At 55.4% G+C, this 24346-nt stretch carries 20 protein-coding genes and 4 tRNA genes; 9 read left to right on the forward strand and 15 right to left on the reverse strand.

What is annotated here, in order from left to right; genetic code table 11:
* Window positions 1-516: 516 nt before the first annotated feature.
* The 7 genes from CKO12_RS07505 to CKO12_RS07535 form a co-directional block, all read right to left on the reverse strand.
* A tRNA-His gene (locus tag CKO12_RS07505) sits at window positions 517-591 on the reverse strand.
* A gap of 63 nt (window positions 592-654) precedes the next feature.
* A tRNA-Arg gene (locus tag CKO12_RS07510) sits at window positions 655-732 on the reverse strand.
* A 45-nt stretch (window positions 733-777) separates the two neighbouring features.
* Window positions 778-854, reverse strand: a tRNA-Pro gene (locus CKO12_RS07515).
* Between the two features lie 151 nt (window positions 855-1005).
* The gene (locus CKO12_RS07520) at window positions 1006-2457 is read right to left on the reverse strand and encodes a Do family serine endopeptidase (protein ID WP_338032714.1); all 1452 of its coding nucleotides are present in this window, start codon (window positions 2455-2457) and stop codon (window positions 1006-1008) included.
* 153 nt (window positions 2458-2610) lie between these two features.
* Window positions 2611-2685, reverse strand: a tRNA-Gly gene (locus CKO12_RS07525).
* Window positions 2686-3117: 432 nt separating this feature from the next.
* Window positions 3118-3939: an adenosylmethionine decarboxylase gene (speD, locus tag CKO12_RS07530; protein ID WP_200154122.1), complete on the reverse strand. Its 822-nt coding sequence runs from the start codon at window positions 3937-3939 to the stop codon at window positions 3118-3120.
* 120 nt (window positions 3940-4059) lie between these two features.
* Window positions 4060-5499, reverse strand: a complete 1440-nt coding sequence (locus tag CKO12_RS07535; protein WP_200154123.1) for a Mur ligase family protein — start codon at window positions 5497-5499, stop codon at window positions 4060-4062.
* A gap of 138 nt (window positions 5500-5637) precedes the next feature.
* Here CKO12_RS07535 and CKO12_RS07540 point away from each other — a divergent pair, with 138 nt between their 5' ends.
* The 7 genes from CKO12_RS07540 to pufA (CKO12_RS07570) all read left to right on the forward strand — a co-directional run bounded on the left by CKO12_RS07540 (window position 5638) and on the right by pufA (CKO12_RS07570) (window position 12796).
* Window positions 5638-7971 (forward strand): FG-GAP-like repeat-containing protein, encoded by a 2334-nt coding sequence (locus CKO12_RS07540; protein ID WP_207146301.1) that lies wholly within the window; start codon window positions 5638-5640, stop codon window positions 7969-7971.
* Between the two features lie 158 nt (window positions 7972-8129).
* Window positions 8130-9905, forward strand: coding sequence for a SulP family inorganic anion transporter (locus CKO12_RS07545; RefSeq protein ID WP_200154166.1), 1776 nt, complete (start codon window positions 8130-8132; stop codon window positions 9903-9905).
* A 185-nt stretch (window positions 9906-10090) separates the two neighbouring features.
* Window positions 10091-10240: a light-harvesting antenna LH1, beta subunit gene (pufB, locus tag CKO12_RS07550; RefSeq protein WP_200154125.1), complete on the forward strand. Its 150-nt coding sequence runs from the start codon at window positions 10091-10093 to the stop codon at window positions 10238-10240.
* 42 nt (window positions 10241-10282) lie between these two features.
* Window positions 10283-10528: a light-harvesting antenna LH1, alpha subunit gene (gene pufA / locus CKO12_RS07555; RefSeq protein ID WP_200154126.1), complete on the forward strand. Its 246-nt coding sequence runs from the start codon at window positions 10283-10285 to the stop codon at window positions 10526-10528.
* A gap of 257 nt (window positions 10529-10785) precedes the next feature.
* Window positions 10786-11910 (forward strand): methyltransferase, encoded by a 1125-nt coding sequence (locus tag CKO12_RS07560; RefSeq protein ID WP_200154127.1) that lies wholly within the window; start codon window positions 10786-10788, stop codon window positions 11908-11910.
* Window positions 11911-12194: 284 nt separating this feature from the next.
* On the forward strand, window positions 12195-12338 hold the full coding sequence (gene pufB / locus CKO12_RS07565; RefSeq protein WP_200154128.1) for a light-harvesting antenna LH1, beta subunit: 144 nt from the start codon (window positions 12195-12197) through the stop codon (window positions 12336-12338).
* A 323-nt stretch (window positions 12339-12661) separates the two neighbouring features.
* Window positions 12662-12796, forward strand: coding sequence for a light-harvesting antenna LH1, alpha subunit (gene pufA, locus CKO12_RS07570; protein ID WP_200154129.1), 135 nt, complete (start codon window positions 12662-12664; stop codon window positions 12794-12796).
* A 92-nt stretch (window positions 12797-12888) separates the two neighbouring features.
* Here pufA (CKO12_RS07570) and CKO12_RS07575 read toward each other — a convergent pair whose 3' ends face one another.
* The 5 genes from CKO12_RS07575 to CKO12_RS07595 form a co-directional block, all read right to left on the reverse strand.
* Window positions 12889-13761 carry a polyprenyl synthetase family protein gene (locus tag CKO12_RS07575; protein ID WP_200154130.1) on the reverse strand — a complete coding sequence of 291 codons (873 nt, stop codon included), beginning with the start codon at window positions 13759-13761 and terminating at the stop codon, window positions 12889-12891.
* Between the two features lie 101 nt (window positions 13762-13862).
* Window positions 13863-14945 carry a phytoene/squalene synthase family protein gene (locus tag CKO12_RS07580; RefSeq protein WP_200154131.1) on the reverse strand — a complete coding sequence of 361 codons (1083 nt, stop codon included), beginning with the start codon at window positions 14943-14945 and terminating at the stop codon, window positions 13863-13865.
* Window positions 14926-16431, reverse strand: coding sequence for a phytoene desaturase (locus CKO12_RS07585; protein ID WP_200154132.1), 1506 nt, complete (start codon window positions 16429-16431; stop codon window positions 14926-14928). Before CKO12_RS07585 ends, CKO12_RS07580 begins: the two co-directional genes overlap by 20 nt.
* A gap of 91 nt (window positions 16432-16522) precedes the next feature.
* Window positions 16523-18355 carry a BatD family protein gene (locus CKO12_RS07590; protein WP_200154133.1) on the reverse strand — a complete coding sequence of 611 codons (1833 nt, stop codon included), beginning with the start codon at window positions 18353-18355 and terminating at the stop codon, window positions 16523-16525.
* Window positions 18352-20193 carry a vWA domain-containing protein gene (locus CKO12_RS07595; RefSeq protein ID WP_200154134.1) on the reverse strand — a complete coding sequence of 614 codons (1842 nt, stop codon included), beginning with the start codon at window positions 20191-20193 and terminating at the stop codon, window positions 18352-18354. The genes CKO12_RS07590 and CKO12_RS07595 overlap by 4 nt, the downstream gene beginning before the upstream one ends.
* A gap of 249 nt (window positions 20194-20442) precedes the next feature.
* Between CKO12_RS07595 and CKO12_RS07600 the strand changes: the two genes are divergently transcribed.
* Together CKO12_RS07600 and CKO12_RS07605 are read left to right on the forward strand one after the other, a co-directional pair.
* A complete protein-coding gene (locus CKO12_RS07600) occupies window positions 20443-20811 on the forward strand; it encodes a septal ring lytic transglycosylase RlpA family protein (RefSeq protein ID WP_200154135.1) in 369 nt (122 codons plus the stop codon).
* Window positions 20812-20923: 112 nt separating this feature from the next.
* On the forward strand, window positions 20924-21349 hold the full coding sequence (locus CKO12_RS07605) for an FUN14 domain-containing protein (protein WP_200154136.1): 426 nt from the start codon (window positions 20924-20926) through the stop codon (window positions 21347-21349).
* Here the strand turns inward: CKO12_RS07605 and ispF are convergent.
* From ispF to argS, 3 genes are all read right to left on the reverse strand, one after another.
* On the reverse strand, window positions 21346-21831 hold the full coding sequence (gene ispF, locus CKO12_RS07610) for a 2-C-methyl-D-erythritol 2,4-cyclodiphosphate synthase (RefSeq protein WP_200154137.1): 486 nt from the start codon (window positions 21829-21831) through the stop codon (window positions 21346-21348). The two genes, CKO12_RS07605 and ispF, sit on opposite strands and share 4 nt — an antisense overlap.
* Window positions 21832-21917: 86 nt before the next feature.
* Window positions 21918-22544: an SPOR domain-containing protein gene (locus CKO12_RS07615; protein WP_200154138.1), complete on the reverse strand. Its 627-nt coding sequence runs from the start codon at window positions 22542-22544 to the stop codon at window positions 21918-21920.
* A complete protein-coding gene (gene argS / locus CKO12_RS07620; RefSeq protein WP_200154139.1) occupies window positions 22545-24326 on the reverse strand; it encodes an arginine--tRNA ligase in 1782 nt (593 codons plus the stop codon).
* Between the last annotated feature and the right edge of the window lie 20 nt (window positions 24327-24346).

Below are 24346 nucleotides of genomic sequence, written 5' to 3' on the forward strand. Positions count from 1 at the left end.
GTGTTAGGCATACCGCCAGCGTTCAATCTGAGCCAGGATCAAACTCTTCAGTTTAATTCCTTCATACCATTTAATTGGTATTATTCGTGCTCAACGAATTCTTCATAATGAAGATACTCGTTAATATCTCTTCATTCACCCGAAGCGATACTCGAAGCATCCACACAAATTATCTGAACAAATTGTTAAAGAACTGGGTCAAACTTCACTTTCTTATTCGGTCATTAACGACAAAACAATTGTTCGTTAAGAGCGGCGCATTCTACAGCCTTTCATTCTGCTGTCAACGTTTTATTTCGTGGCGTTGACGACTTTCTGACTGCTTCACTGCCTTAAGGTTACTGTTGTGCGCTATTCGCGTTGCAGCAGTAGTGTTATTCCCTAAGTGAGCCGCGCATTCTAGCAGCGGCTGCCGAAATGTCAAAAAAAATTATCGTTACAGCAACACTTCAACTCAGCATTTTCAGCTTTTCTACATGTAACACGCTGAAAACCAAGCGACATCTCAAGTAATAATGGGGTGGACGATGGGAGTTGAACCCACTACACCTGGAATCACAATCCAGTGCCTAACCGTTCGGCCTCGCCCACCAGCGAAAATCATCTAATTACAAGCGTTCAATACTCAAAACGCAGTTTAGTTCAGTAATCAATTGGCGCGCCCGGCAGGACTCGAACCTGCGACCCACGGCTTAGAAGGCCGTTGCTCTATCCGGGCTGAGCTACGGGCGCTTTACTAAGCGTAATGCGCGAAAAACTAAATTGTTTAACAAAAAATGGTCGGGGTAGAGGGATTCGAACCCCCGACATCCTGCTCCCAAAGCAGGCGCGCTACCAGACTGCGCTATACCCCGAAATCAAGCATTAAATTGTCTGCAACAAGGGACGTCAATGTACGCGTATGACTACTTTTTAGTCAACTAAAATTTCTATCTTCCACACATCTCATTCTCAAACTGCGCCAGCCGAGCGGGGAACGCGCCGTCCCGCGCTCGGCTGCTTTGCTTACAATGGCACCGCCACAAATAGCGCCTGACCGCCTTGTTCAACCAATAAAATCAAGGTTTGACGCTGTTCCGTCACGGCTTTGCGCACCGCCGCCGCAAAACTTGCTGGCGAATCGACCGGCTCCGCGCCAACCATCGCAATCACCGCGCCCGCTTCAATGCCCGCTCGCGCCGCCGTGCTCCCCGGCTGCACTCGTGCTACAAAAACGCCTTGTAAATCAGGATCAAGACCCTGTTGGCGACACAACGCCGGCGTCAACGCCACCACCGCCATTCCCAACACCGCTTGATTTGCATCTGGCTGCGTCGGATCGGACGCTGTCGCCGCCTGCGCCTGATCCGGCAGCACTCCCACCGTCACCGCTACCTGCCAAGGTTTGCCATGCCGCCAGACCTCCAAATTGATCCGCGTCCCGGCTGCCGTCGCTGCGACCCGTTTCGGCAAATCTTTTGGAGATTCAATCGCTTCGCCGTTAATGCTGACAATCACATCGCCCACGCGCAGATTGCTCTGGCTGGCGGGACCATTCGGAATGACTTCTGCCACCAGCACCCCGCCTGGTTTATTCAGCCCCAATCCCGCCGCCAATTCTGGCGTCAGTGCTTGAATTTGAATGCCAAGCCAGCCGCGCTCGACATGCCCGTTTTTGCGCAACTGACCGACCACCTGCTTGACCGTTTCCGCCGGAATCGCAAAGCCAATGCCGACATTGCCGCCGGTTGGCGAAAAAATCGCCGTGTTGACGCCGATCACGCGCCCGCTCGTATCAAACAGCGGACCGCCCGAATTGCCGCGATTGATCGCCGCGTCGATTTGCAAATAGTCGTCATACGGTCCGGCGTGAATGTCGCGTCCCCGCGCCGAAATAATTCCCGCGTTGACCGAGCCGCCCAGCCCAAACGGATTGCCGACCGCCAACACCCAATCACCGACTCGCGCCCGTGTGGAATCGCCAAACTCTACCGCTGCCAGCGGTTTGCCCGCAGTAATTTTCAACAACGCCAGATCGCTTTTTTCATCATAACCAACGATTTGCGCGACATGACTTGAACCATCGTTGAGCACCACCGTGATTTCAGTTGCGCCCTCAATCACATGATGATTCGTCACCACCAAACCATCGGCGTCGATGATAAAACCCGATCCCTGACCCTGCATTTGATGCGGGGTGGGACTGCTGCGCTCTTCAAAAAAGCGCCGGAAAAACTCCGGCACCGGCAAATTATCCGGCATCCCCGGCTGCCCGCGCAGTGCCAACGGCTGATCGGCAGTCGCCCGCACCTGCACATTGACCACCGCTGGCGACACCCGCTCGGCAACATCCGCAAAACTCGGCAGTGCCGCCTGCGCCAACACTGGCATGGCGGGACTCACGAGCACCAGCGCCAGCACTCCAATCAACCCGCTGCGCCGGAACTGGTTTGGAATTGATGCAGTTGCTTGCTTCACTTTGTTTCAACCCTCCACGTTAAATGCCCAAAAACAGGCGTTTAGTATTGGCAACGCCGCTCAAAATCAACTGGCAATTGCGCACCGCTGGCAGGTTTCCGCTCCGCGAGGCAAAAAAAACAGCGATCATCTGGATCGCTGTTTTCTCAAATTTGGAGCGGGAAACGAGGTTCGAACTCGCGACCCCAACCTTGGCAAGGTTGTGCTCTACCACTGAGCTATTCCCGCTTTGAAGCCGGCAATTTTAATGGGTTTCGGCGGGCTGTCAAGTCACAAGTGACAATTTGTCGTCACCGATACATTTTTCTTGAACATTGCTGAGTAATGCTCAACTGCCAATCTGAAGATTGGGGTGTATCTACCAAAGCTGCACAAGCGAATGCTTTTGCAGCGCGAACTCTTTGATGCGTTTCAAGTTTTACACCAGCAACTCGTGCTGGCAACCGCATACTCGAACTTGTTAAAGAGCGTGATTTAGCAACACGGGCTTGGTTATCGCCATTAGGTACATGCTGCTCGGTTTAGGATAACGACGGATTTTTGCACTGTCAAAGTCGTTATCTGTAGAGATATGCTGGACTTAGCATTCCTAAATCATACTAAGCAAAACACAGTTTATTGAATACTATGTGGCAACCGCCACCGCAGCGGGCGCAGCCGTCAATCCATAAATTCCAGATTGCGCCCGAGGTTGCGTCCATAAAAAATCTCGGTCAACTCACGCCGCAGCAATTTCTGGATGCGTTGATGTTCCTGCGGCGACAAATCTTTTGCTTCAACGCAGAACAAATAGTGATCGAGACTGAATTGTTTAATCACCATCTTGGTATGAAACAGGTTCTCTTGGTAAACATTCACATCCACCATCTGATAACGATTTTTCGTTTTTTTTGACAGATAGTTTTGAATAGAACTGATGTTGTGATCAATGAAATGCTTACGCCCGGTCACGTCCCGCGTAAAACCGCGCACCCGATAATCCATAATCACAATGTCGGATTCCAACGCATGAATCAAATAATTCAAAGCGCGTAATGGTGAAATCCGTCCACAAGTGGACACATCAATATCTGCCCGAAAAGTACTAATGCCCGTCTGCGGATTGGTTTCAGGGTAAGTGTGGACAGTGATGTGACTTTTATCTAAATGCGCCACCACCGCATCCGGTAATGGTCCCGGCGTTGCCGTATTAGAAAGGTTCTCTGCAACAATGCCCTCCTCCGAAATCAACATCGTGACTGATGCGCCTTGCGGCTCATAATCTTGATGCGCGATGTTGAGGATATTTGCCCCAATGATCTCTGCCACATCAGTCAAAATAGCCGTCAAACGAGCGGCGTTGTAAGCCTCATCAATATACGCAATGTAGGCTTCTCGCTGCTCCGCAGAATCGGCATAGCAGACATCGTATATGTTGAAGCTGAGGGTTTTGGTGAGATTATTAAAACCATGTAACCGCAGCTTCTTAAGCGTCATAGGCATTGTTGGAAAAACCTCCTCAGGTTTTTGATGTGCAATGAATAAGAATCGCGCAAACTACCGATTAGATTCAGTCTGCGCAAGTGAATTTTGAGTGACTTTTTATCGCCAATGATGCCGCGCTCAGACCCAGCCCAGTCGCGCCACATTGCGCATCACCTCAGCATGATCGCTGTAGTCCTCTTTCCGCCCGTTGCGGTCGAGATACCGCTCGTGCCCCTTGCCAGCCAGCAGCGCCACCCACTGTTCTGCCGCTGAACAATGTTCTAACCAATCAAACAGATACGCCACCGCATCCGCCCGTTCGACCACCACCGCATGAGGCGCATCTGCCATGCCCGCCACAATTTCAGCGATGATCTGCGCCGGCGCTTCGGTGCGCGAATTGTCCGACGTGACCACGCAAAAATCCGAATGTCGCGCCACTGCCGCACCCATCAACGGGCGTTTGCTGTGATCCCGGTCGCCGCCGCAGCCAAACAGCGTCACAATTTTTGCGGTCGGAAAATCAGCGCGAATCGCCGTCAACATCGTCTCCAGCGCATCTGGCGTGTGCGCAAAATCAATCACGACGGTGCGGGTGCCGAATTGCTGACATTCAAACCGCCCCGCCACCGCCTGCAAATGTTGCCAATCCTCCCGCACATCCGTGCCGAGAATGCAGTCCGCCAGCGTCCGCGCCAGCGCGTAATTGTGGCGATTATGTGCCAAGGTGAGAAATGGTTTTGCCACCAGCGCCGCTGCATCCAGCGCCAGCTCCGGCACCGTCAACACCGGCACCCGCGTCCTCCCGCTCGCCATCAGCCGCGCCGTCACCGCCGGGCGGCTACACCACAAACGTCCATTGTCCACAAGCAAATTCAGAATTTGCGCTTTGGCAGCAAAATATGCCGCCTCATCGTGGTGATAATCGAGATGATCTTGAGTGAAATTCGTCCAGCCCGCCGCACACAGCGGAATCCCAAACGCCCGCCCCTGATCGAGCGCATGACTGCTCAGTTCCATCACCACGACATCGCATTGATTTTGATAACAATGTAGCAACTGTTGCAATGCGATTTGTGGTGGTGACGTGAAGCCAGTTTCCAGCAGCAACATCCCGTTAAGAAATACCCCCAACGTGCCAATCGACAACACCCGCCGCCCGTGTGCCGCCAAAATCGCCTCCAGATATTTCACCGTCGTCGTCTTGCCGTTGGTGCCCGTGACGCCGATAAAACGCAGGCGAGCGGTCGCCAGCGGATAACAAAAATCACAAAACACGCCAACCACTTGCGCCCAATCGCTCGGCTGCACCACCAACACATGCCGATCAGCGAGGCGATCAACGCAGTCCAGATGTCGATTTGTGACGATCACCGCCGCCGCGCAGTCGGCAAGATAACGGGTGTAGATTTCCGTATCGCTGCGCCCATCGTCAAAGCGTTGAAAAAACAAAATGGAACCGGCATCGCACGCATCGGCACGCCATTGAATGTTAGTCGGCTGCGCGGGCGCGGGTGGCTGTTGTTCCCACACCACAGGCAGCGTGGTGAGTAATTGAGACAGTGGATTAAATGGCATGGATGTGATGTCAATCGTGAATGAATGCAGCGACATTGTTACCGAGGAGCGCAGCGCCGTCGATATGGGTTATGGATTGATGCGCAGCGAGACTGGAGTATTTCAATAGCCATTTTTATACAAAACAACTGGAGTATTATGATGACCACCATTAGCGATATTAGCGCCATTCCTGTATCTGGTGATGCGCTGGTTGATGCGTTAATTGCCGAAGGACCATCGTGGAATTATTTATTGCCCGACGTGGGCAATGTTTTATCTTATACCTTCACCAATGACGGCACGCACTCCAGCGGCATTTCCAGCATCAACACCTTTAATAAGGAACAAAAAAGTGCGGTGCGGGATGCGCTGGCGTATGTCGCAAGCGTCACTGGCATTGATTTTGTTGAAACTAGCTCTGCGTCACAAGCGCAATTTGCTTTTTTTAACGCCAATTTATCTGGTGCCAATGTATCGGGCTTGACTAGTTGGGAATCCAGTTATTCTTACACCAGCGGCGAAGTGCTGCTGTCTTATGCGATCAGTGCAGATATTTTTCTGGACAGCGTTGATTTTAAGGATAATTTGAATCCAGAACAGGGCAGCGAAGGCTATCAAGTATTGTTGCATGAAATCGGTCACGCGCTCGGCTTGAAACATCCATTTGAAGGCAATATAAAATTGCCAACCGCAATTGATAATACCGATCACACGTTAATGTCATATACCTGGACTGGTGAAGCAAAAGCGGTTTATCAAGAATATGATTTAGCGGCATTATGGTGGATTTATGGCGGCGACGGTTTGGGTGGCGAATATGGCGTTAATTCCGTCAATGGCTCCACTTTAACGCCAGCCAGTGCGCCACTTTTACCCGTCAATCAATCGCTCACTGGCACCGCTCTCTCTGATTTTTTAACTGGCGCAGCGGGCAATGATTCACTCGCGGGCTTAAATGGCAATGATACATTTAATGGCGGCTTGGGCAATGATTCTATTAACGGCGGTGCGGGCATTGATACTGCCATTTATAGCGGCGCAGCAGCGGAATATCAGCTCACCCGCAGCGGTCTGAATTGGACGCTGACGACCGGCGCGAGCGGTGAAGGCACCGATCTGCTGACTGGCATCGAATGGCTGCAATTCGGCGACGGGACGATGCGGCGCTTGACGCTCGCGCCTGCTGATTTCAACGGCGACGGCGTGAGCGATATTTTGTGGCGCAATTCTGCCACAAGTGCTAACGCAGTGTGGAAAAGCGGCAACAGTGCGACAAAACAAACTGTGACGACGCAGGCGGATAAAAATTCGCAAGTCGCCGGCGTTGGCGATTTCAACGGTGACGGCGTGAGCGATATTCTGTGGCGCAATGGCAACACTGGCGCAAATGTAATTTGGAAAAGTGGCAACAGTGCGACGCAGCAAACTGTGACGACGTTGGCAGATAAAAACGCGCAAGTCGTCGGCGTCGGCGATTTCAACGGTGACGGCATAAGCGATGTTCTGTGGCGTAATTCTACCACAGGCGCAAATACAGTGTGGAAAAGTGGCAACAGTGCGACGCAGCAAACTGTGATGGCGCAGGCGGATCAAAATTGGCAAGTCGTCGGCGTTGGCGATTTCAACGGCGATGGCGTGAGCGATGTTTTGTGGCGCAATTTTGCCACAGGCGCTAACGCAGTGTGGAAAAGTGGCAACGGTGCGACGCAGCAGCCTGTGACGACGCAGGCGGATCAAAATTGGCAGGTTGCAGGTGTCGGCGATTTCAACGGCGACGGCGTGAGCGATATTCTGTGGCGCAATGCCAACACTGGTGCAAATGTAATTTGGAAAAGCGGCAACAGTGCGACAAAACAAACTGTGGCGGCGCAGGCGGATCAAAATTGGCAAGTCGTCGGCGTTGGCGATTTCAACGGCGATGGCGTGAGTGATATTCTGTGGCGCAATGCCAACACTGGTGCCGATGCGATCTGGAAAAGTGGTAATAGTGCGACGAAACAGGCGGTTGCGACGATCAGCAGTCAAGATTGGCAAATCGTGGACGCGCTCGCCAGCGGCGATCTGCTGCGCGGCGGCAGCGGTCATAACGTGCTCATTGGTACGCTGACCGCTGATGTGCTGCGCGGTGGCGCGGGCAATGATGTGCTGACGGGCGGCGCGGGGCGCGATCTGTTTCGTTTTGAGACTGCGCCGAATGCGATAACAAATTCCGATCAAATCAAGGACTTCACGGTCGCCGTTGATCAATTGCAATTGGAAAATGCGGTTTTTCGGGCGTTGACGGCGACCGGCACTTTGGCGGCGGGGCTGTTGCGCAGCGGGGCAAAAGTGACCACCGCTGCGGATGCCAACGATTTTCTGCTGTATGACCAGAGCACGGGGGCGCTGTATTACGACGCGGATGGTTCCGGCAGCGCGGCTGCGCCAATCCAGATCGTGACGCTGCTCGGACAGCCGGCGTTGACCGCTGCCGAGGTGGTGGTGATTTGAGCAGGCGTCGCCGCGAGTGGTGAGACATCGCGCTAACATAACGGCGCTTGCTCTGGTGCCGGTGGGGTTGAATGCTTGTCTCGTCCCGACCGGATTGGTTTCTTTTTTAGGACGTCATCTCGTTTATGAAGACGCTTCATTCACTCAATGTCGCTGCGATGGCGCAGTCGGCAGTTGCCGCATCTGCCCAAGGGCTGCGTAATCTCGATTGGTCGTGGACTACGCCATATAAACAGTGGCTGCCGCACGTTAAACCGACTGATGTGCGTGCCGATCTGGTCGCAGCATTAACGGGCGCGGTCGTCGTACTGCCACAAGGCGTCGCGTTTGCCACCATCGCCGGAATGCCGCCGGAATATGGTTTATACGCTGGCATGGTGCCCGCCATCATCGCAGCGTGGTTTGGTTCTTCACGTCATCTGGTCTCAGGGCCGACGACGGCAGCATCAGTGGTGCTGTTTTCGGCGCTATCGGCGCTCGCTCTGCCCGGTTCGCCGGACTACGTCATGCTGGCGCTGACGCTGACGTTCATGGTGGGGATGATGGAGCTGCTGCTGGGATTTGCGCGAATGGGGGCGCTGGTCAATTTCATCTCACATTCTGTTGTGGTCGGTTTCACGGCTGGCGCGGCGGTGTTGATTGCAGCCAAACAGCTCAAGCATTTTTTTGGCATCAGCATGGACAGCAACGGCAATCTGCACGACATCCTGTGGCAGTTTTTGCGTCATCTGCTGGAGATCAATCCCGGCGCGACAACGGTAGCGGCCGTGACCTTGGCGGTGGGGATTGCGTGTCGGCATTGGTTTCCCAAAATTCCCTACATGATCGTGGCGATGTTGGTGGGCAGCGTGCTGGCGCTGGGATTGAGCGAATGGCTGGGCGCAGGAATTGCGACGGTGGGCGCATTGCCGGCCGCGTTGCCGCCGTTATCAGCGCCATCATTGACGCTGGAACACATTCGCCAGCTCGCACCATCGGCGTTGGCGGTGACGCTGTTTGCGTTGACCGAAGCGGTTTCCATCGGGCGGGCGCTGGCGGCACGCGGTGGCTATCGCATTGATGGGAATCAGGAATTTATCGGCCAAGGATTATCCAATATCGCCGGTTCCTTCTTTTCTGGTTACGTCGCCACCGGGTCTTTCAATCGCAGCGCGGTGAATTACGACGCGGGAGCGCGGACGCCGCTGGCGTCGATTTTCGCGGCATTCTTATTGATGGCGATTGTGTTGTTGGTCGCGCCGTATGCCAGCTATTTACCGAAGGCGGCGATGGCGGGAATTTTGTTTTTAGTGGCATGGAATCTCATTGATTTCAAAGAGATTAAGCACATTTTGCACTCCTCAAAACGTGAAACTGGCGTATTGGCAGTGACCTTTTTCTCGGCGATCTTTTTAGAGCTGGAATTTGCCATTTTTGCGGGCGTCTTGCTGTCGCTGGTGCTGTATCTGGATCGCACCTCCAAACCGCGGATTGTCAGCCTCGCGCCCGACCCGCGGTTGCCGAATCATGCGTTTTCGAGTTCGCCCGATGTGGCGCAATGCCCACAACTGCGATTTGTGCGGATTGATGGCTCGCTGTTTTTCGGTTCAGTCGCGCATGTGGAGCAATTTTTTGATCGCCTGCGGGTTGAACATCCGCTGCAAAAACATCTCGCGCTGATTGCCAACGGGATCAATTTTGTTGATTTGCAGGGCGGACAGACGCTGGTGCAGGAGACGGTGCGGCGCTTTGCCAATGGCGGTGGGATGTATTTAATCAATGTGAAACAAGGGCTTTGGGAAGAGATGGAACGCTGCGGCTGTTGGGAAGCAACCGACGGGCGCAACGTGTTTCAGGCGAAAACGGCAGCGATTCGCGGGATTTATCAAAAGCTGGATAAGTCGATCTGCGCGACCTGCGACAAGCGCATTTTCAAAGAATGTAAGGGCGGTTGAAGCGGTCAGTGTAAATAAGCCTTGACACAGCACAGTGTCAGGCTAAACTAACACTCAAGGCATCGCACGGCAGGCAGTCACCTTTCTCTTATGCGGTGATTCGTGCCACGTAAGTTAGAAATTGAAATTAGCGTGCCGATAGTCGCCATATTCAATGGCATCATTTTTCACTGGAGACATTTCCGATGGCTGACGTAAAAGCAGTAAATTTGTCCGGTTTGACCGATGAACAAGCAAAAGAATTCCATGAGCATTGGAAGCATGGTACTTGGAGCTGGGTGATGATCGCGTGTGCCGTTCACGCTGTCACTTGGGTTTATCAACCCTGGTTCTAAGAACCGCCGGTTTTTTTATTCACTATTTAAGGAGAATCTCCAATGCAAGTACCTGTCATGTTCGCTGATCCATCCGTTGCCGCTCCTAATCATCCTGAAGAAGATTGGAAAATCTGGACTGTTATCAATCCAGCCACTTGGATGGTTCCTTTCTTCGGCATTCTGTTCGTACAAATGTGGATGATTCACAGCTATGCACTGGCTCTGCCAGGCTACGGCTTCAAAGATTCCGTCCGCGCTGCTCCTGCTGCTATCGTTGCACCAGCCAGCACGACCGTTGCGCAGTAAGTTTTACCTCGCCAATGCTGGGCATGAGGTGATGATTTAAACCTTGTCATTTCTTCTGGTATTTGTGCGATCAACCACCTCGGTACGCTTTTATTAAAGCGTTGGTTCTTTGGAATCAAACCGAGGTGGTTTTTTTATGTGAGATTCTTTGTTACTCCTATCCCATTGGTATCTGCGACCGTCAACCGCTTGTTATTGGAACGCTTGCCTGAAGCCGATGGATTTTCTTTAGCCATCATTTAGGTGAGATATTTTCAGTGCAGTTTTCAATTCTCGAACGCTGGCGCATTTGGCGCGACCGCAAACTGGCTAGTCCAGAATTTCAACGTTGGGCAGCAGATTTCCCGCTAACGCGTTGGGAAGCTTCACGCCGAGCGCGGGGGTTATTCGACATCACTGCCGGTTTTGTTTATTCGCAAATTCTCTACGCTTGCGTTGAGCTTGATGTGTTTAATCGCCTTGCTGCTGGCTCGCAAACTGCGGCTGAATTAGCCGAACACATGGGCATGTCAATCACTGCGGCGGATCGTTTATTGCGGGCGGCAGTCGCAATTGATTTATTAGAACGCCGTGGTGAACACGGCTATGGTTTAGGGCGGTTGGGAATTGCGCTGCCAGGCAATCCCGGCATTGCGGCGATGGTCAAACATCATCGGATGCTCTATCACGATTTATATGATCCATTGGCATTATTTCGCGGCGAATTGGGCGAAACGGAATTGAGCCGTTATTGGTCGTATGCCTGTTCACCTAATCCGGCAGCGGATGACGATCAACGGGTGGCGGAATACAGCACGTTAATGTCAGCTTCAAGTGGTTTTGTTGCAGAAGATGCGTTGGATGCGTATTCACTGCGAGAACATCGCTGTTTAATGGATGTTGGCGGCGGCGAAGGGCGTTTTTTAATGCAGGTCGCGCAACGTTATTCCGATCTCAAATTGATGTTATTTGATTTGCCGGCGGTCGTGGAACGGGCAGCAACCCATTTCGGCGACGTGGGGCTGGCGCAGCGCATTCAGGTACACGGCGGCAATTTGAAAACGGACGCTTTGCCCAAAGGTGCTGATGTCATCTCGCTGGTGCGGGTGATCCTCGATCACAATGACGACGGGGCGCTGCACATTCTGCGGGCGGTGCGCATGGCATTGCCGCCCGGCGGCACCTTGTTGGTGATTGAGCCGATGTCGGAAACGCCCGGCGCAGAACCGGTTGGTGATGCGTATTTTGGGCTGTATCTGCTGGCGATGGGCAGCGGGCGCACCCGTCCGCCGCGTGAACTCAACGCGATGTTGACGGCAGCGGGTTTTGATGAAATGCACATGGTGCGGACGCGCCGCCCGCTGCAAACGCGCCTGATTGTGGCGCGAGTAGCCAAGCATTAAGCGGATCTGGTGGTGTTGATCGGCACTGTAAATTTAGATTGACATCTATGTCCGTTAAGCTAGACTGACACTATGCTACCGATTGATAAGAGCGCGTCGCGTATCGTTTAGAATCAAATGAACGTGCTGATCGGAATGCTAGTGCAGCAGAATGACGCAGTGATTGTGTTGTTTTCTGACTCGAATAAGTGAGTCATTAACAGCAGTCACTCAGTCTAAACCGAGTATTTCATTGTCCGGTGCGTGAAAGACTCGACAACGACACTTAAAAGAGGCAACGCCAAATGGCTAACGAGAAGAGCATGACTGGATTGACTGACGCAGAAGCAAAAGAATTCAATGACTTTTTCACGCAGGGCATGTCAACGTTTATTGGCGTTGCAGTATTTGCCCATCTGTTGGCTTGGATGTGGCGTCCCTGGCTGTAAATTATTAGCAATTGAGGCGCAATTGTTGAGCTGATGCGCACTGCTCAGTTTGACAATTGTTCGCATTGCTTCTTTACAGCATTAGTGAGTTGCTGGCGTTTCAACACTGAAGCAACTCACTGATCGCTGCTTTATCGTTATAAAGTATTTTCATCTGCTGACATTTGCTGAGGATGAGCAGGTATGAACACTGCCATAAAGCGGTCAGTAGACTCCGGCGCAACTGAGCGTCAGGGGCTTGAGTTGGGCGGTTTGCCGCAGCAACCAAGTGCGGATCAATCCTCCTAGTCAATTTTGATTAGGTTTTGCAGCAGATTTCTTTCATGCACAAAATCTGGCAACTATTTAGTCCAGCTCTCGTATTAACCGGGTTGACTGGCTTTCTGTTTATTTTAGGACTCACGATTCACTTCATTCTTTTAAGTACCGCTGAATTTAATTGGTTAAGCGGTTTGTAGTAGTAAGTGACGTGAAACACGCCAATAACAAATAAAGGCAGCTTCGGCTGCCTTTATTTGTTTTGGTGGTGTCGTTAATGCGGTCGAGAAGATTAGAGCGTCACCCGCGCTGCTAAATTCTTGGGCATGATGTGATGGGCTTCAGCAATTAACACCTGCGCCAATTGCGCCGAACCCGGACAGGGTGGAATTGCCTCAATCGCGCCTTTTAGCAGTTGTTGCAGCCGCTCAACCGCGCCTTCAACGCCCAACTCTCCCGCCGCGCTCGGACGATTCAACACCGCATCGCGCCCCACCGGTTTGCCCACTTCCTGCGCCGTGGCTGCCACGTCACGCAAATCATCGGCGACTTGATAAGCCTCGCCAATGCGATCACCAACGATGCGCCACAATTCCGCATCTGCGCCCGCGACTTGCGCCCCCGCTGCCGTCGCTGCCGCAAACAGTGAACCGGTTTTCGTGCGGTGATATTCCTCTACCGTCACGCGTGGCTCGCATTCCCACGCCTGCCCTGCCGTGATGCCGTGCGGCAATCCCACCGAGCGACTCACCGTCAACAGTAACGGTGCCAACCGCTCTGGTGTCGCTGCCAAACAGCGGGCTAAATTCTCAAATGCCAGAATAATCAAGGCATCACCCGCTAAAACTGCCAGCGGTTCACCGAAAGCGCGATGCACCGACGGAATGCCGCGCCGCAGCGGAGAATCGTCAAAACAGGGCAAATCGTCATGCACCAGCGAGGCGCAGTGCAACAATTCAATGGATGCTGCCACCGCGTCAGCAGCGGGATCATCTTGGTAACCACAAGCAGCGGCAACAGCGAGACACAGCTTCGGACGTACCCGTGCTCCTGCTGGAAAAACGGCGTGGCGCACCGCCGCTACTAAGCGCGGTGGACAGCCGGGAATTGCCACATGATCTATGGCAGCGGCCAAAGCCTGCTCGATTCGTGTTGTGGCACCCATGCGTGTCCCTCAATAACTACTAAATAATGAATCAACTGATATGACAATTGTCAGTGTACAACAAGCCAGTGAATGCTTACAAAGTCAGGGTTTGCTGACGCTCAATGCACGTCACTGCAGCGCATATTCAGCGCCTGCTCCCGTTCTTCCAACACTGCTAACAATTCCAACACCCGTAACATGCCGCTGCTGCGCCCGGGTGTGACCAGTGTTGGCGTTGCCTCCACCACCGCATCCACCAAAAACCGCGTCTCCTGCAACGCAGGTGCCGACAACGGCGCTGCCGTCACCAGTGCTTTACTCAAAATCGGCGCTAATAAACGCAGCTTGCGTGGCACCGGCACCACCGCCCGCCGTGAAATCGAATCCAATCCTTGCCGTTCCACCTGCCGCCCGATTTCGGAATACAGATACCGCGCTGCGTTAATGCCAGCGCGACAACCGATTGATAAGCCAGCAATTCCAGCATCCGAACGTTGATACAGCGCATCAGCGGCATCTAACAAACGTTGCACCACCGCCGCCAGCGCCGGACTGAACACCGGTTGCGCCAGCCACGCTTCGGGATCAATCCCCGCTTCCCGCAGCCATTGACGCGGCAAATACAGCCGTCCATTCCGCGCATCTTCGCCGACATCGCGGCAAATGTTGGTGAGCTGCATCGCCACGCCGAGATCGCACGCTCGCGCAATCATTTCTGCGGAACGCGCTCCCATCAACACCGCCATCATCGCGCCGACCGTGCCCGCCACCCGCGCTGAATAATCGTAAACGCCAGACAAATCTTCATAAGTGCGCCCTTGCGCATCCCACTCAAATCCTTCTAACAGCGCTTCGAGCAGGCGTTTGGGCAGCGCAACATCCACCACCACTTCAGCCAGCAAGCGATCAGCCGGATCATCAATTGGGCAACCGGCATAAATACGGTCGAGCCGCTCGTGCAGTTGCGCGAGTGCTGCGGTTTGCGCGACGAGATCGCCCTCGACGCAATCGACGGCGTCATCGGCGATGCGACAAAACGCATACAGTGCAATGGCAGGATCGCGGAATTTCTGTGGCAACAGGAAAGATGCCGCATAAAACGACCGCGAACCTTCGCGCAGTCGTTCCCGACACGCAGTCAGGTCAGCCACTGTCGCGTAGGAAAAGGAAACTGGAGTGCATTTAGAGATAAGTTGAGGCATCAGGTACCACCGTATCGAGGACACGCGCCGACGATAGGACGCCGGGGACGCCCGCCCCCGGATGCGTTCCCGCACCGACCAAATAAAGACCATCCACCTCTTCGCTCTTGTTGTGTGGCCGGAACCACGCACTTTGCAAAAGGATGGGTTCTAGACTGAAACCAGCTCCCTGATAAGATGACAGCCGGTCTTGAAAATCCTGCGGCGTCGTCACCAGCGAGGTCACGATGTTGTCTTCCAAATCAGGCAACACGGTCGCGCTGAGATAGCGAGCAATTTTGGCGCGATAACTCTCCGCTACCGTCGCCCAATCAGTGCCGCTGCCCAGATGCGGCACCGGCGCGAGCACATAAAACGTGTCGCAGCCGTCGGGAGCCAGACTCGGATCAGTGGCGGTGGGGCGATGCAGATAGAGGCTGAAATCTTCCGCCAGCACTTTGTTGGTGAAGATGTCCGTAATCAGTTCTTGATAACGCGGGCCGAGCAAAATGGTGTGATGTTTAACATCGGGATATTGGCGTTTGGTGCCGAAATACCACACAAACAGCCCGCACGAATACCGCGACCGCTCCAGCCGTTTGTCCGTCCACCGCTTGCGTTTGGTGGTCGCCAGCAGCTTGTTGTATGTCGTCGCAGCATCGACGTTGGAAACGATCACCGGCGCAGTCAAGGTTTCGCCGGAGGTCAAACGCACTCCCGTCGCCGTGCCGTTATTGACCACAATCTCCGCCACTTCCGCTTGATAACGCAGCGTGCCGCCCTGCCCTTCAATCAAACTCACCAAACCCTTGACCAGTGCGCCGGTGCCGCCCATCGCCGAATGCACGCCCCATTTCCGCTCCAAGAACGAAATCAGCACATAAATCGCAGTCACGGTAAACGGATTGCCGCCGATCAGCAGCGGATGAAACGACAACACTTGGCGGATATACGGGTCTTTGATGTATTTCGAGACCATTCCATACACGGTGCGGTAGCTCTCCAGCCACACCATATTTGGCACGATCTTCGCCATATCCGTCCAAAAGGTGAACGGAATATGCCCGAGTTGCTCGAAACCAACTTTGCACACCGCCTCGCTCATCTTCATAAAACGGTCGTAGCCGTCCACATCAGCGGGAGCAAACTGCGCGATCTGCGCCTTCACCGCGTCAGGATCACCGTTGTAATCAAAGACTTTGCCGTCATCAAAACGAATCCGATAAAACGGATTCATCAATTTCAGTTCGATCTCATCCGCAAACACCCGCCCACACAGCGCCCACAACTCATCGAGCAAAAAGGGCGCAGTGATAATGGTGGGGCCAGCATCGAAGGTGAAACCATCGCGGTGATGAACGTAAGCCCGCCCACCGGGCGCATCGAGGCGTTCGAGAACCGTGACTTGATAGCCGCGAGCACCGAGGCGAACTGCTGCTGCCAAACCGCCAAAACCACTACCGATCACAATGGCGGCGGGTTTGGACTGACGAGATAAGGGTTCCATGAGAGTGGGAGCCGCGAGTGTCAAGTTTGCATTACCTAATTCACTGTCATTATAGGTTGACAGTATAACAGGAACCGCACCGCATTATTGCTCAACGACGCGGATACAACGGCGGCAACGGCGTACTCGTCTCCGGCGCTGCCGTTGTTTTGACTGTCAAATGTGGTGCCAACACCTGCCACGCCGCCGCGCCATTCCACGCCATTTCAATCGGCGCATAAATCGCCCGATCCAGCGCCAGCAGCACCGTCGCCAGCTCCACTTGATTGAAATGCTGGCTCAACTCCCGCAACCCGCTGGGTGGTTGCTCCGGCCATCGCGCCAGCCCCCACGCCAATAATGCTGCTCGTGCCGCCCGCGCATCTGCTGCCACACAAGCCTGCTCAACCTGCTGCCGCGCCGTGCGCAATGCCGCTTGTTGCTGCGGTGCGGGCGATGATGCGGGAGTGACCGCCAGCGGGAGCGCAGTTGACCGGCGGCGCTCGCGCCACCACCAGCCCAGCGTCAGCAGCCATAACCCGCCGAATAACAGCGCCAGCGCCGTTTCCCAACGCATTTGATAACCCGCAATTTCAACAGGTGCCGCAGCGGGAGCTTGCGCGGCAATGGCTGGTGGCGAGCTGGGCGCAGGCAACGGCGCTGGTATTGGCGCTGCGGCGACTGGCGCGGGTTCAGGCACCGGCGCGGCGGCTGGCGCATTCGGCGCAGCGAGTACTTCAAGCTGACGCGCTGGAATCACTGCCACCTGCGCCACATCGCGCTCGGTATTCCACCACCGCAGCCGCAGCTCCGGCACCGTCAAGGTTCCAGCGCGAGTCGGCACCAGCGCCACTTTGCGACTTTTGATCGCAGTTGGCGCACTGGTGCCGCGCAGCTCCTCAGCCTGCGGCTGCTCGGCATATAACTGCGCCCCGTCCACCGCACCCAGCTCCAGCGTCGGCAACTGCGCGGCAGTCGTGCCCAGCGCGGTAATTGTCACCGTCCGCGTCACCGGCTCGCCCACGCGCAACACCGGCGGGCTGGGTGTCCACTCATCGCTCAATTGCACCGAAGTCGCCGGCAGCCAACTGGTGCCAGTGCCAGCCGGTTGCGGGCGCACCGTCAGCGTGATCGCAGGCGCTCGCTCCAGCACACGTCGTCCGCTGCGACCGGCAAACTGTTGTAATAAATTGCTGCCAAAGGCTTGATCTAATTCAGTAAACGGATCACGAGCGCGAGGACGACCCGCGCTGCGATCTGCAAACACCGCCTCCAAACGCGGACTCTCCAGCGTCAACGCGCCGCTGCGGTGCGGAATCACGCGATAACGCCGCTCAATCACGCGATACAACTGACCGTTGATTTCAGTTTCCGACTGGCGATCTTCGCCAACTTGCTCAATGGTCGCGCCGTCTACCACCGGCTCCGATAATTGCAGCGGCTGCAACGGCTGCTCCCGCAACAGCATCCGCAGCCGGTATTCCAGCGGTTGCTCAACGTAAGGCGTGGCCAGATCGGTTGTCGCCTCCATAAATAGCGGTTTACTGGCATCGGTCGCGTCATCTGCCGTCGCCGTGACGGTGATGTCGATGGGCTGACTGCGGGCTGCGTCCAGCGCCAGCGCCGGAATCGTCAACTGACCGGCACGTTTTGGTGCCAGCTCCAGCGTCCACTGCCGCGTGTGCGCGATTGCGCCGTTGAACACGTTAATCATCGTGCTCTCGCCGCGACTGAGGATTTCAAAATCAGCGGCGAGCGGTGACACATCTGGCTCGCCGCTGGCATCGCTGTCAGCGATCAAATTAAGCGTCAACGTTTCATTGACGCTCAAGCGATTGCGATCCGTCTGAGCCTGAAATGTCGTCGTCGCCAGCGCGGTGACGGCGCAGCTCAGGGCGAACCCAGCGGCAGCGATTTTCAGCAGAAATGGCAAATGAGCTTTCACGGCAAACGTCCTTCACGGCGCAAATGTTGTAATAAAAACCGCTGGCGCAGCAGTCCGGCGGGATCATCGGGCACTCGGCGCAATTGGGCATCAAGTGCTTGTTGTTGTTCCTGTTGTTCGGGATTCAATTCTGCAAATTCCCCTTTTTCAACGGGCGATTTTTGCTCTCCATTTGACGGCGGAGGTGGAGAAGACGGTTCAGAGGTTTTTGAAGCTGGCGCTGGTTGCGGCGCGGCGGCGGGCTGCAAATCCTCAGCCGCAGGTGAATTGTTCGCGGCAGATGCTGCGTCTGGTTGAGCGCCAGCATCTTGTTGATTAGCGGAATTGGCGGCGTCCGGCGCAGCGTCTGATGACTGCTTTTGCGCACCAGCAGCCGGCGCTGAATGTGGATCAGACTGCTGATTTTTATCGTGATTTTGATCTTTATTTTGCGATTGATTCTGCTGATTCGGCGCGGATGACGACGGCGGTTGTTGTTTTAACGCCTGCTCCACCTGCGCCAAATTGTGCTGCGCATCGGCGTGATCTGGTGCCTGCTGCAACGCTCGCCGATATGCCGCTGCCGCTTCCTCCAAACGCCCCAATCGCGCCAAAGCATTGCCACGATTGTAATCCGCCTCCGCGCCAGTCATTCCCTCTAACGCCGTCAACGCCTCTTGAAAAGCGCCCGCCCGATAATGCGCAGCGGCTTGCCATGCCGGATCATCAAATTGACTGGCGGCGGCAGTCGCGCCCGTTGCCAATTGTGCCGCTGCCTGTTGCGCCGGGCGTTGCCATAAATCCGCCCAATTCGCAGCTTGGGTCGGCGGCGGCATGATGAATGCCAGCGCCAGCACCGGCAGCAGCCAACCCCGGCGAAAAGCAACTGCCGCCAAGGGCAACAGCGGCAGCAATAACCACACGCCGTCTTCGCGCCATTGATCGGAGGTGAATGCCGTCGCAGTGACGGCAGCGGTCAACTGCGGTGCGCCCAGCGCCAGCAGCATTTGCGTATCGGCATCGCCCACCACTGCCGGCACATAACGCCCGCCACCTGCGGCAGCGAGCTGTTGCAAACCAGCCGCGTCCACTCGCGCCATCTCAATCTCACCGCTGGCATTGTGGCGAAAGCTGCCGCTGCCGGTTGGAATCGGCGCACCTTTGGCGGTGCCAATTGCCAACACTGACAGCCGATGCCCGGCGGCGACGAGCTGCTGCGCGGCAGTCTGGGCGCGGGCGAGATCGCCAACGCCATCAGTCACCACAATCACCTCGCCATGTCCGGCGCGGGTTTGCGTCAACAACTCACCTGCCAATTGCAGCGCCAAATCAAGCCGGCGCTCACCGGGCACTGGCAGCAGCGCGTCCGTCAGCAGCGGCACCTGCGCGGCGATGGTTTGTGCGTCGCCGGTCAGCGGCGCGACGACGAATGGCTCGGCACCAAAAGCAATCAGCGCGATTTGCCCCTCAGTTGCGCCGCGCAGCAGGTCGAGAATTTCAAACCGCGCTCGCGCCAGCCGCGACGGCGCGACATCGGCGGCATTCAAGCTGGGTGATAAATCGAGCAGGAGCACGCGCTGCCCGCCGGTGGTGAACACTGGCTGCGGCAGGCGCTGTGACACCGGTCCGGCGAGGGCAAGCACCAGCAGCGTCCAGCCAATACTTAATAAAATCAACGGCAATCGCTGCGATGGCGTGCTGGCGCTGGTCAACAGATGCGGCAGCAGATGCGGGGCAATCAGGCTGCGCCAGCGATTGGCGTCGCGCTGCGGGTGCCGCCACAGCGCCAGCACGAGCAGGGCGAGCGGCAGCAATGCCAACAACCAAAACGGGCGTAAAAGCTGAATATCAAGCGTCATAATGAAATCCTAAACAAATCGCGTAAAATTTACGCTTATGTTTATTAAAACAGTACGTTAGTTGCAAATTTTGGAAGAGTTTTGCGCTGCAACCGGCGCTGATTTTGGAACTTTTTGGCAGTTGCAACAATTTTAGGGTTTATCCGCATAGGGTTTTCCCGTAGACTGTGTTTTCCTTAGTAAATCAAACCGCCGTCCCAATTTGCCTTGACCTGCGGGATGGTCGTTTCTTGAAAGAGGTTGGCACCAATGAATAAGACACTCGCAACTGCCGCGCTGTTGGTAAGCACATTTTTTCCCGTCATCAGCGACGCTCAGGCTGGCTCCGGTCACACTCAGAAAGGCATGGCCTCCTACTATCACGACCGTTTTCATGGTCGCAAAACTGCCAGCGGGCAGCGTTACAACCGCAATCAATTCACCGCTGCGCACAAAACTCTGCCCTTGGGCACCAAATTAGAAGTCACGAATACGCGCACTGGGCGCTCAATTATCGTCAAAGTGAATGATCGCGGTCCCTACGCCAAAGGGCGCTCGCTTGATCTGTCGCGGGAAGCAGCGCGGAGCTTGGGAATTATTCATCAGGGCGTTGCCCCCATTAAATTCCGCGTGTTGTGATCGATCAGCAGTTCTGCTCTTGAGGAGCGGTGTTTGATCGTGGTTTTAGCGTTATAAAGTGACGTCAGTTGTGCTTTCAACCTACGTCACTTTTCACGTCGAGAACCGAAACATGCACTCGTTCACTTCCTCGCTGCATTTTTTACCACTGACGCTGGCAACCGGCGTCTTTCCCGCTTCTGCTTCCACGCTATTACCCGATCACGCATCAGGCGCACCATCGAGTGCCGCTGAGATTTTCAATAGCAGCTTTTTTCTCACCGTCGGCTTTTCATTCATGGTCGGCTTGGCGATGGGTTTTGCGCTCAAGATCGCGTTCAAAATCGCCTTGCTGGTGATGGGCGTGATTTTATTGGGCGTTTTTGGGCTGCAATACGCCGGCGTGGTGGAAGTGAACTGGACTGGTTTGGAAGGCCATTACGATGGTTGGGCGGCGTGGTTCAGTGCCGCCGGTAGCAATTTTCTTGATTTTGCGGCCAGTCATCTCAGCGGCGGCGTGTCATTTCTCGCGGGGCTGGCGCTGGGCTTGAAATTTTAACTGCTGCTCTCTGGTTCAGTGAGCAACACCGCTGCCGCTGCCGCAATTCCTTCTCCGCGTCCGGTAAATCCCATGTGTTCCATCGTCGTGGCCTTGACGTTGACCCGCGTCACCGGACAACCGAGATCAGCCGCCAACAGCTCGCGCATCGCCGGAATGTGCGGCGCGAGCTTGGGTTGCTGGGCAATGATGGTCAGATCGGCGTTGTGTACCGCCAACCCGCGCTCGTGCAGGCTCGTCATGACCTGACGCAGCAAAATCCGGCTATCAATGCCGGCATAAGCGGCGTCGGTATCGGGGAAATGGTGGCCGATGTCGCCCAAACCAGCGGCACCGAGTAGCGCATCGCACAGCGCATGAATGACGACATCGCCATCAGAATGCGCAATTAAACCGAGCGAATGCGGAATCTCTAAACCGCCGAGAATTAAACGCCGCTCTGGGGCGAAACGGTGCGCATCAAACCCTTGTCCAATCAACATCTTATAATTACCTCGCTGTTTATTTTTAAGAATAACGCAGTTGACAAATGAAGCATTTTCCAATTGACAACTGCGCCATTCCCCGCTTATTTCACCGGATACGCCACCGCATCCTTGCCATTGCGTTTTAATAAATCCCGCGTTTGTTCCGCTTCTTTGCGGGTGGCATACACGCCAGACCGCACCCGATACACCGTTTGTCCATCCGGCAAGGTCGCTTTTTGAACACTGCTGGAAACACCCAACCGCGCCAATTCTCCGCGCCGCCGTTCCGCATCCGTCGTGTTTTTGAACGAGCCAGCTTGCACCACAAAACCCGCGCCAGTGCGTGACGGCGGTGGTGGCGGTTCAATCGGCTCGTCAGCACCGGCATCCGCCATCGGTTCATCTTCCGGTGGCGGTGGCAACTGCGGACGCGGCGCAGGCGGCGGCGGGGGCGGCGCACGATCAGCCGCTTCAACCCGCGTGTCATTGAGCAATTGCGGAAAATGAAAGGTCGGCGACACCGGCGCGGGCGTTGATTCCCGCGCTCCCGCCGTTGGAGTTGGTGGCGTGGCAGCAGGCTCATCGCGGCGGGTGGAAATAATGTTGCCACCGACTGCGCCGAGCGTGATCCCCATCAAAAACCACCACACGCACGAGCGCGGTTGGCGATTGCGTTTCAACGGCGGCGGCGCAGGTTTTGGCGCTGCGCTTCTTACGGGTTTTGCCATTTACATCGACTCCGGCGCGGAAACGCCCAATAAACTCAAGCCGTTACGCAGCACTTGCCGCGTCGCCAAAATCAATTTCAGCCGCGCATCGCGCAGCGCCGCGTCGGGTACCAAAAACTGCTGGGCGTTGTAATAGGTGTGAAATTCGTTGGCCAGCTCGCGCAGATATTGCGTCAACTGGTGCGGTTCGGCTCGCAGCGCAGCGGTTTCCACCAGTTCGGGATAACGGCTCAACGTCCGCACCAGCGCCAGCTCGTGCGCGGTCGTCAGCAATTCCAAGTTGGTCACTCCCGCGCTCGGCTCCAGCGCCAGCCCTTTTTCAACCGCTTGCCGCAACACGCTGCTGACTCGCGCATGAGCATATTGGACGTAATACACCGGATTATCCGCCGACTGCGATTTGGCTAAATCCAGATCAAAATCAAGATGCTGCTCGCAGCGCCGCATCACATAAAAGAACCGCGCTGCATCACAACCGACGTCGTTGCGCAATTGCCGCAGCGTCACGAATTCGCCAGAGCGCGTGGACATCTGCGCCTTTTCGCCGCCGCGATACAAAATCGCAAACTGCACCAGCAATACTTCCAGCCGCGTCACGTCATCGCCGAGCGCCGTCAATGCCGCTTTCACTCGCGGAATGTAGCCGTGATGATCTGCGCCCCAGATGTCAATCACGCGCTCAAAACCGCGCTCCAGCTTGTCCATGTGATAGGCGATGTCGGAGGCAAAATAGGTCATCTGCCCGTTCTCGCGCACGACGACGCGATCTTTTTCATCGCCGAACGCGGTGGAGCGAAACCACAGCGCCCCGTCTTGCTCATATAAATGACCGCCGCTGCGCAGCCGCTCAATCGCCCGATTGACCGCGCCGCGCTCGGTGAGCGACCGCTCGGAAAACCATTCCTGATATTCGACGCCGAAGCTGGCGAGATCGGCGCGGATGTCATCCAAAATGACATTCAAACCTAATTCAAAGACATAGCGATAACGGTTGTCGCCGAGCAGCCGTTTCGCTGCCGCAATCAAGCCGTCAATGTGCGCTTCCTTATCGCCATCCTCACGCGCTGGCTCGTCAGCATTTGCTGCATCCAGCGGCACTCCGGCGAGCACTTCCGCTGCATCGACGCGATACACGTCGCCATGTTCGCGGTGGAGCGTGGCGGCGATGTCCCAAACGTAGTCGCCTTTGTAGCCGTTGCTGGGAAAGCGCACATCTTCGCCGCACAGCTCCAAATAGCGCAGCCACACCGAGGTGCCGAGAATGTCCATCTGGCGACCGGCGTCGTTGACGTAGTACTCGCGGTGGACATCAAAGCCGATGGCGGCCAGCAAATCGGCGACCACTGCGCCATACGCCGCGCCGCGTCCGTGTCCGACATGCAGCGGGCCGGTTGGATTGGCGGAGACAAATTCGACTTGCACCCGTTTTCCTGCGCCGTGCTGACTGCGCCCGAAGTTGCAGCCGGTGTCTAAAATCTGTGGAATAACAGCATGATAAGCGGTGTCGGTCAGAAAAAAGTTGATAAAACCGGGACCGGCGATCTCCACCCGCGCCAGCACCGGCGAGGCGGGTAGCGCGTTGACCAATTGCTGCGCGAGCTCACGCGGTTTGGTGCCAAATTGTTTGGCGAGTACCAGCGCGAGATTGGTGGCAAGGTCGCCGTGCGCGGGGTCGCGGGTGCGGTCAAGCTGCGGCAGCGGTAAAGTGGAGGCGTCAAATTGACCGTCAGCAACGAGCGTGGCGACGGCGGCACGGAGTAAGTCGTGAATCGCTGATTTCATGCGCGGGGGCTTCGTGTAGC

The sequence above is a fragment of the Chromatium okenii genome (assembly GCF_016583745.1).
Taxonomy (GTDB): Bacteria; Pseudomonadota; Gammaproteobacteria; order Chromatiales; family Chromatiaceae; genus Chromatium; species Chromatium okenii.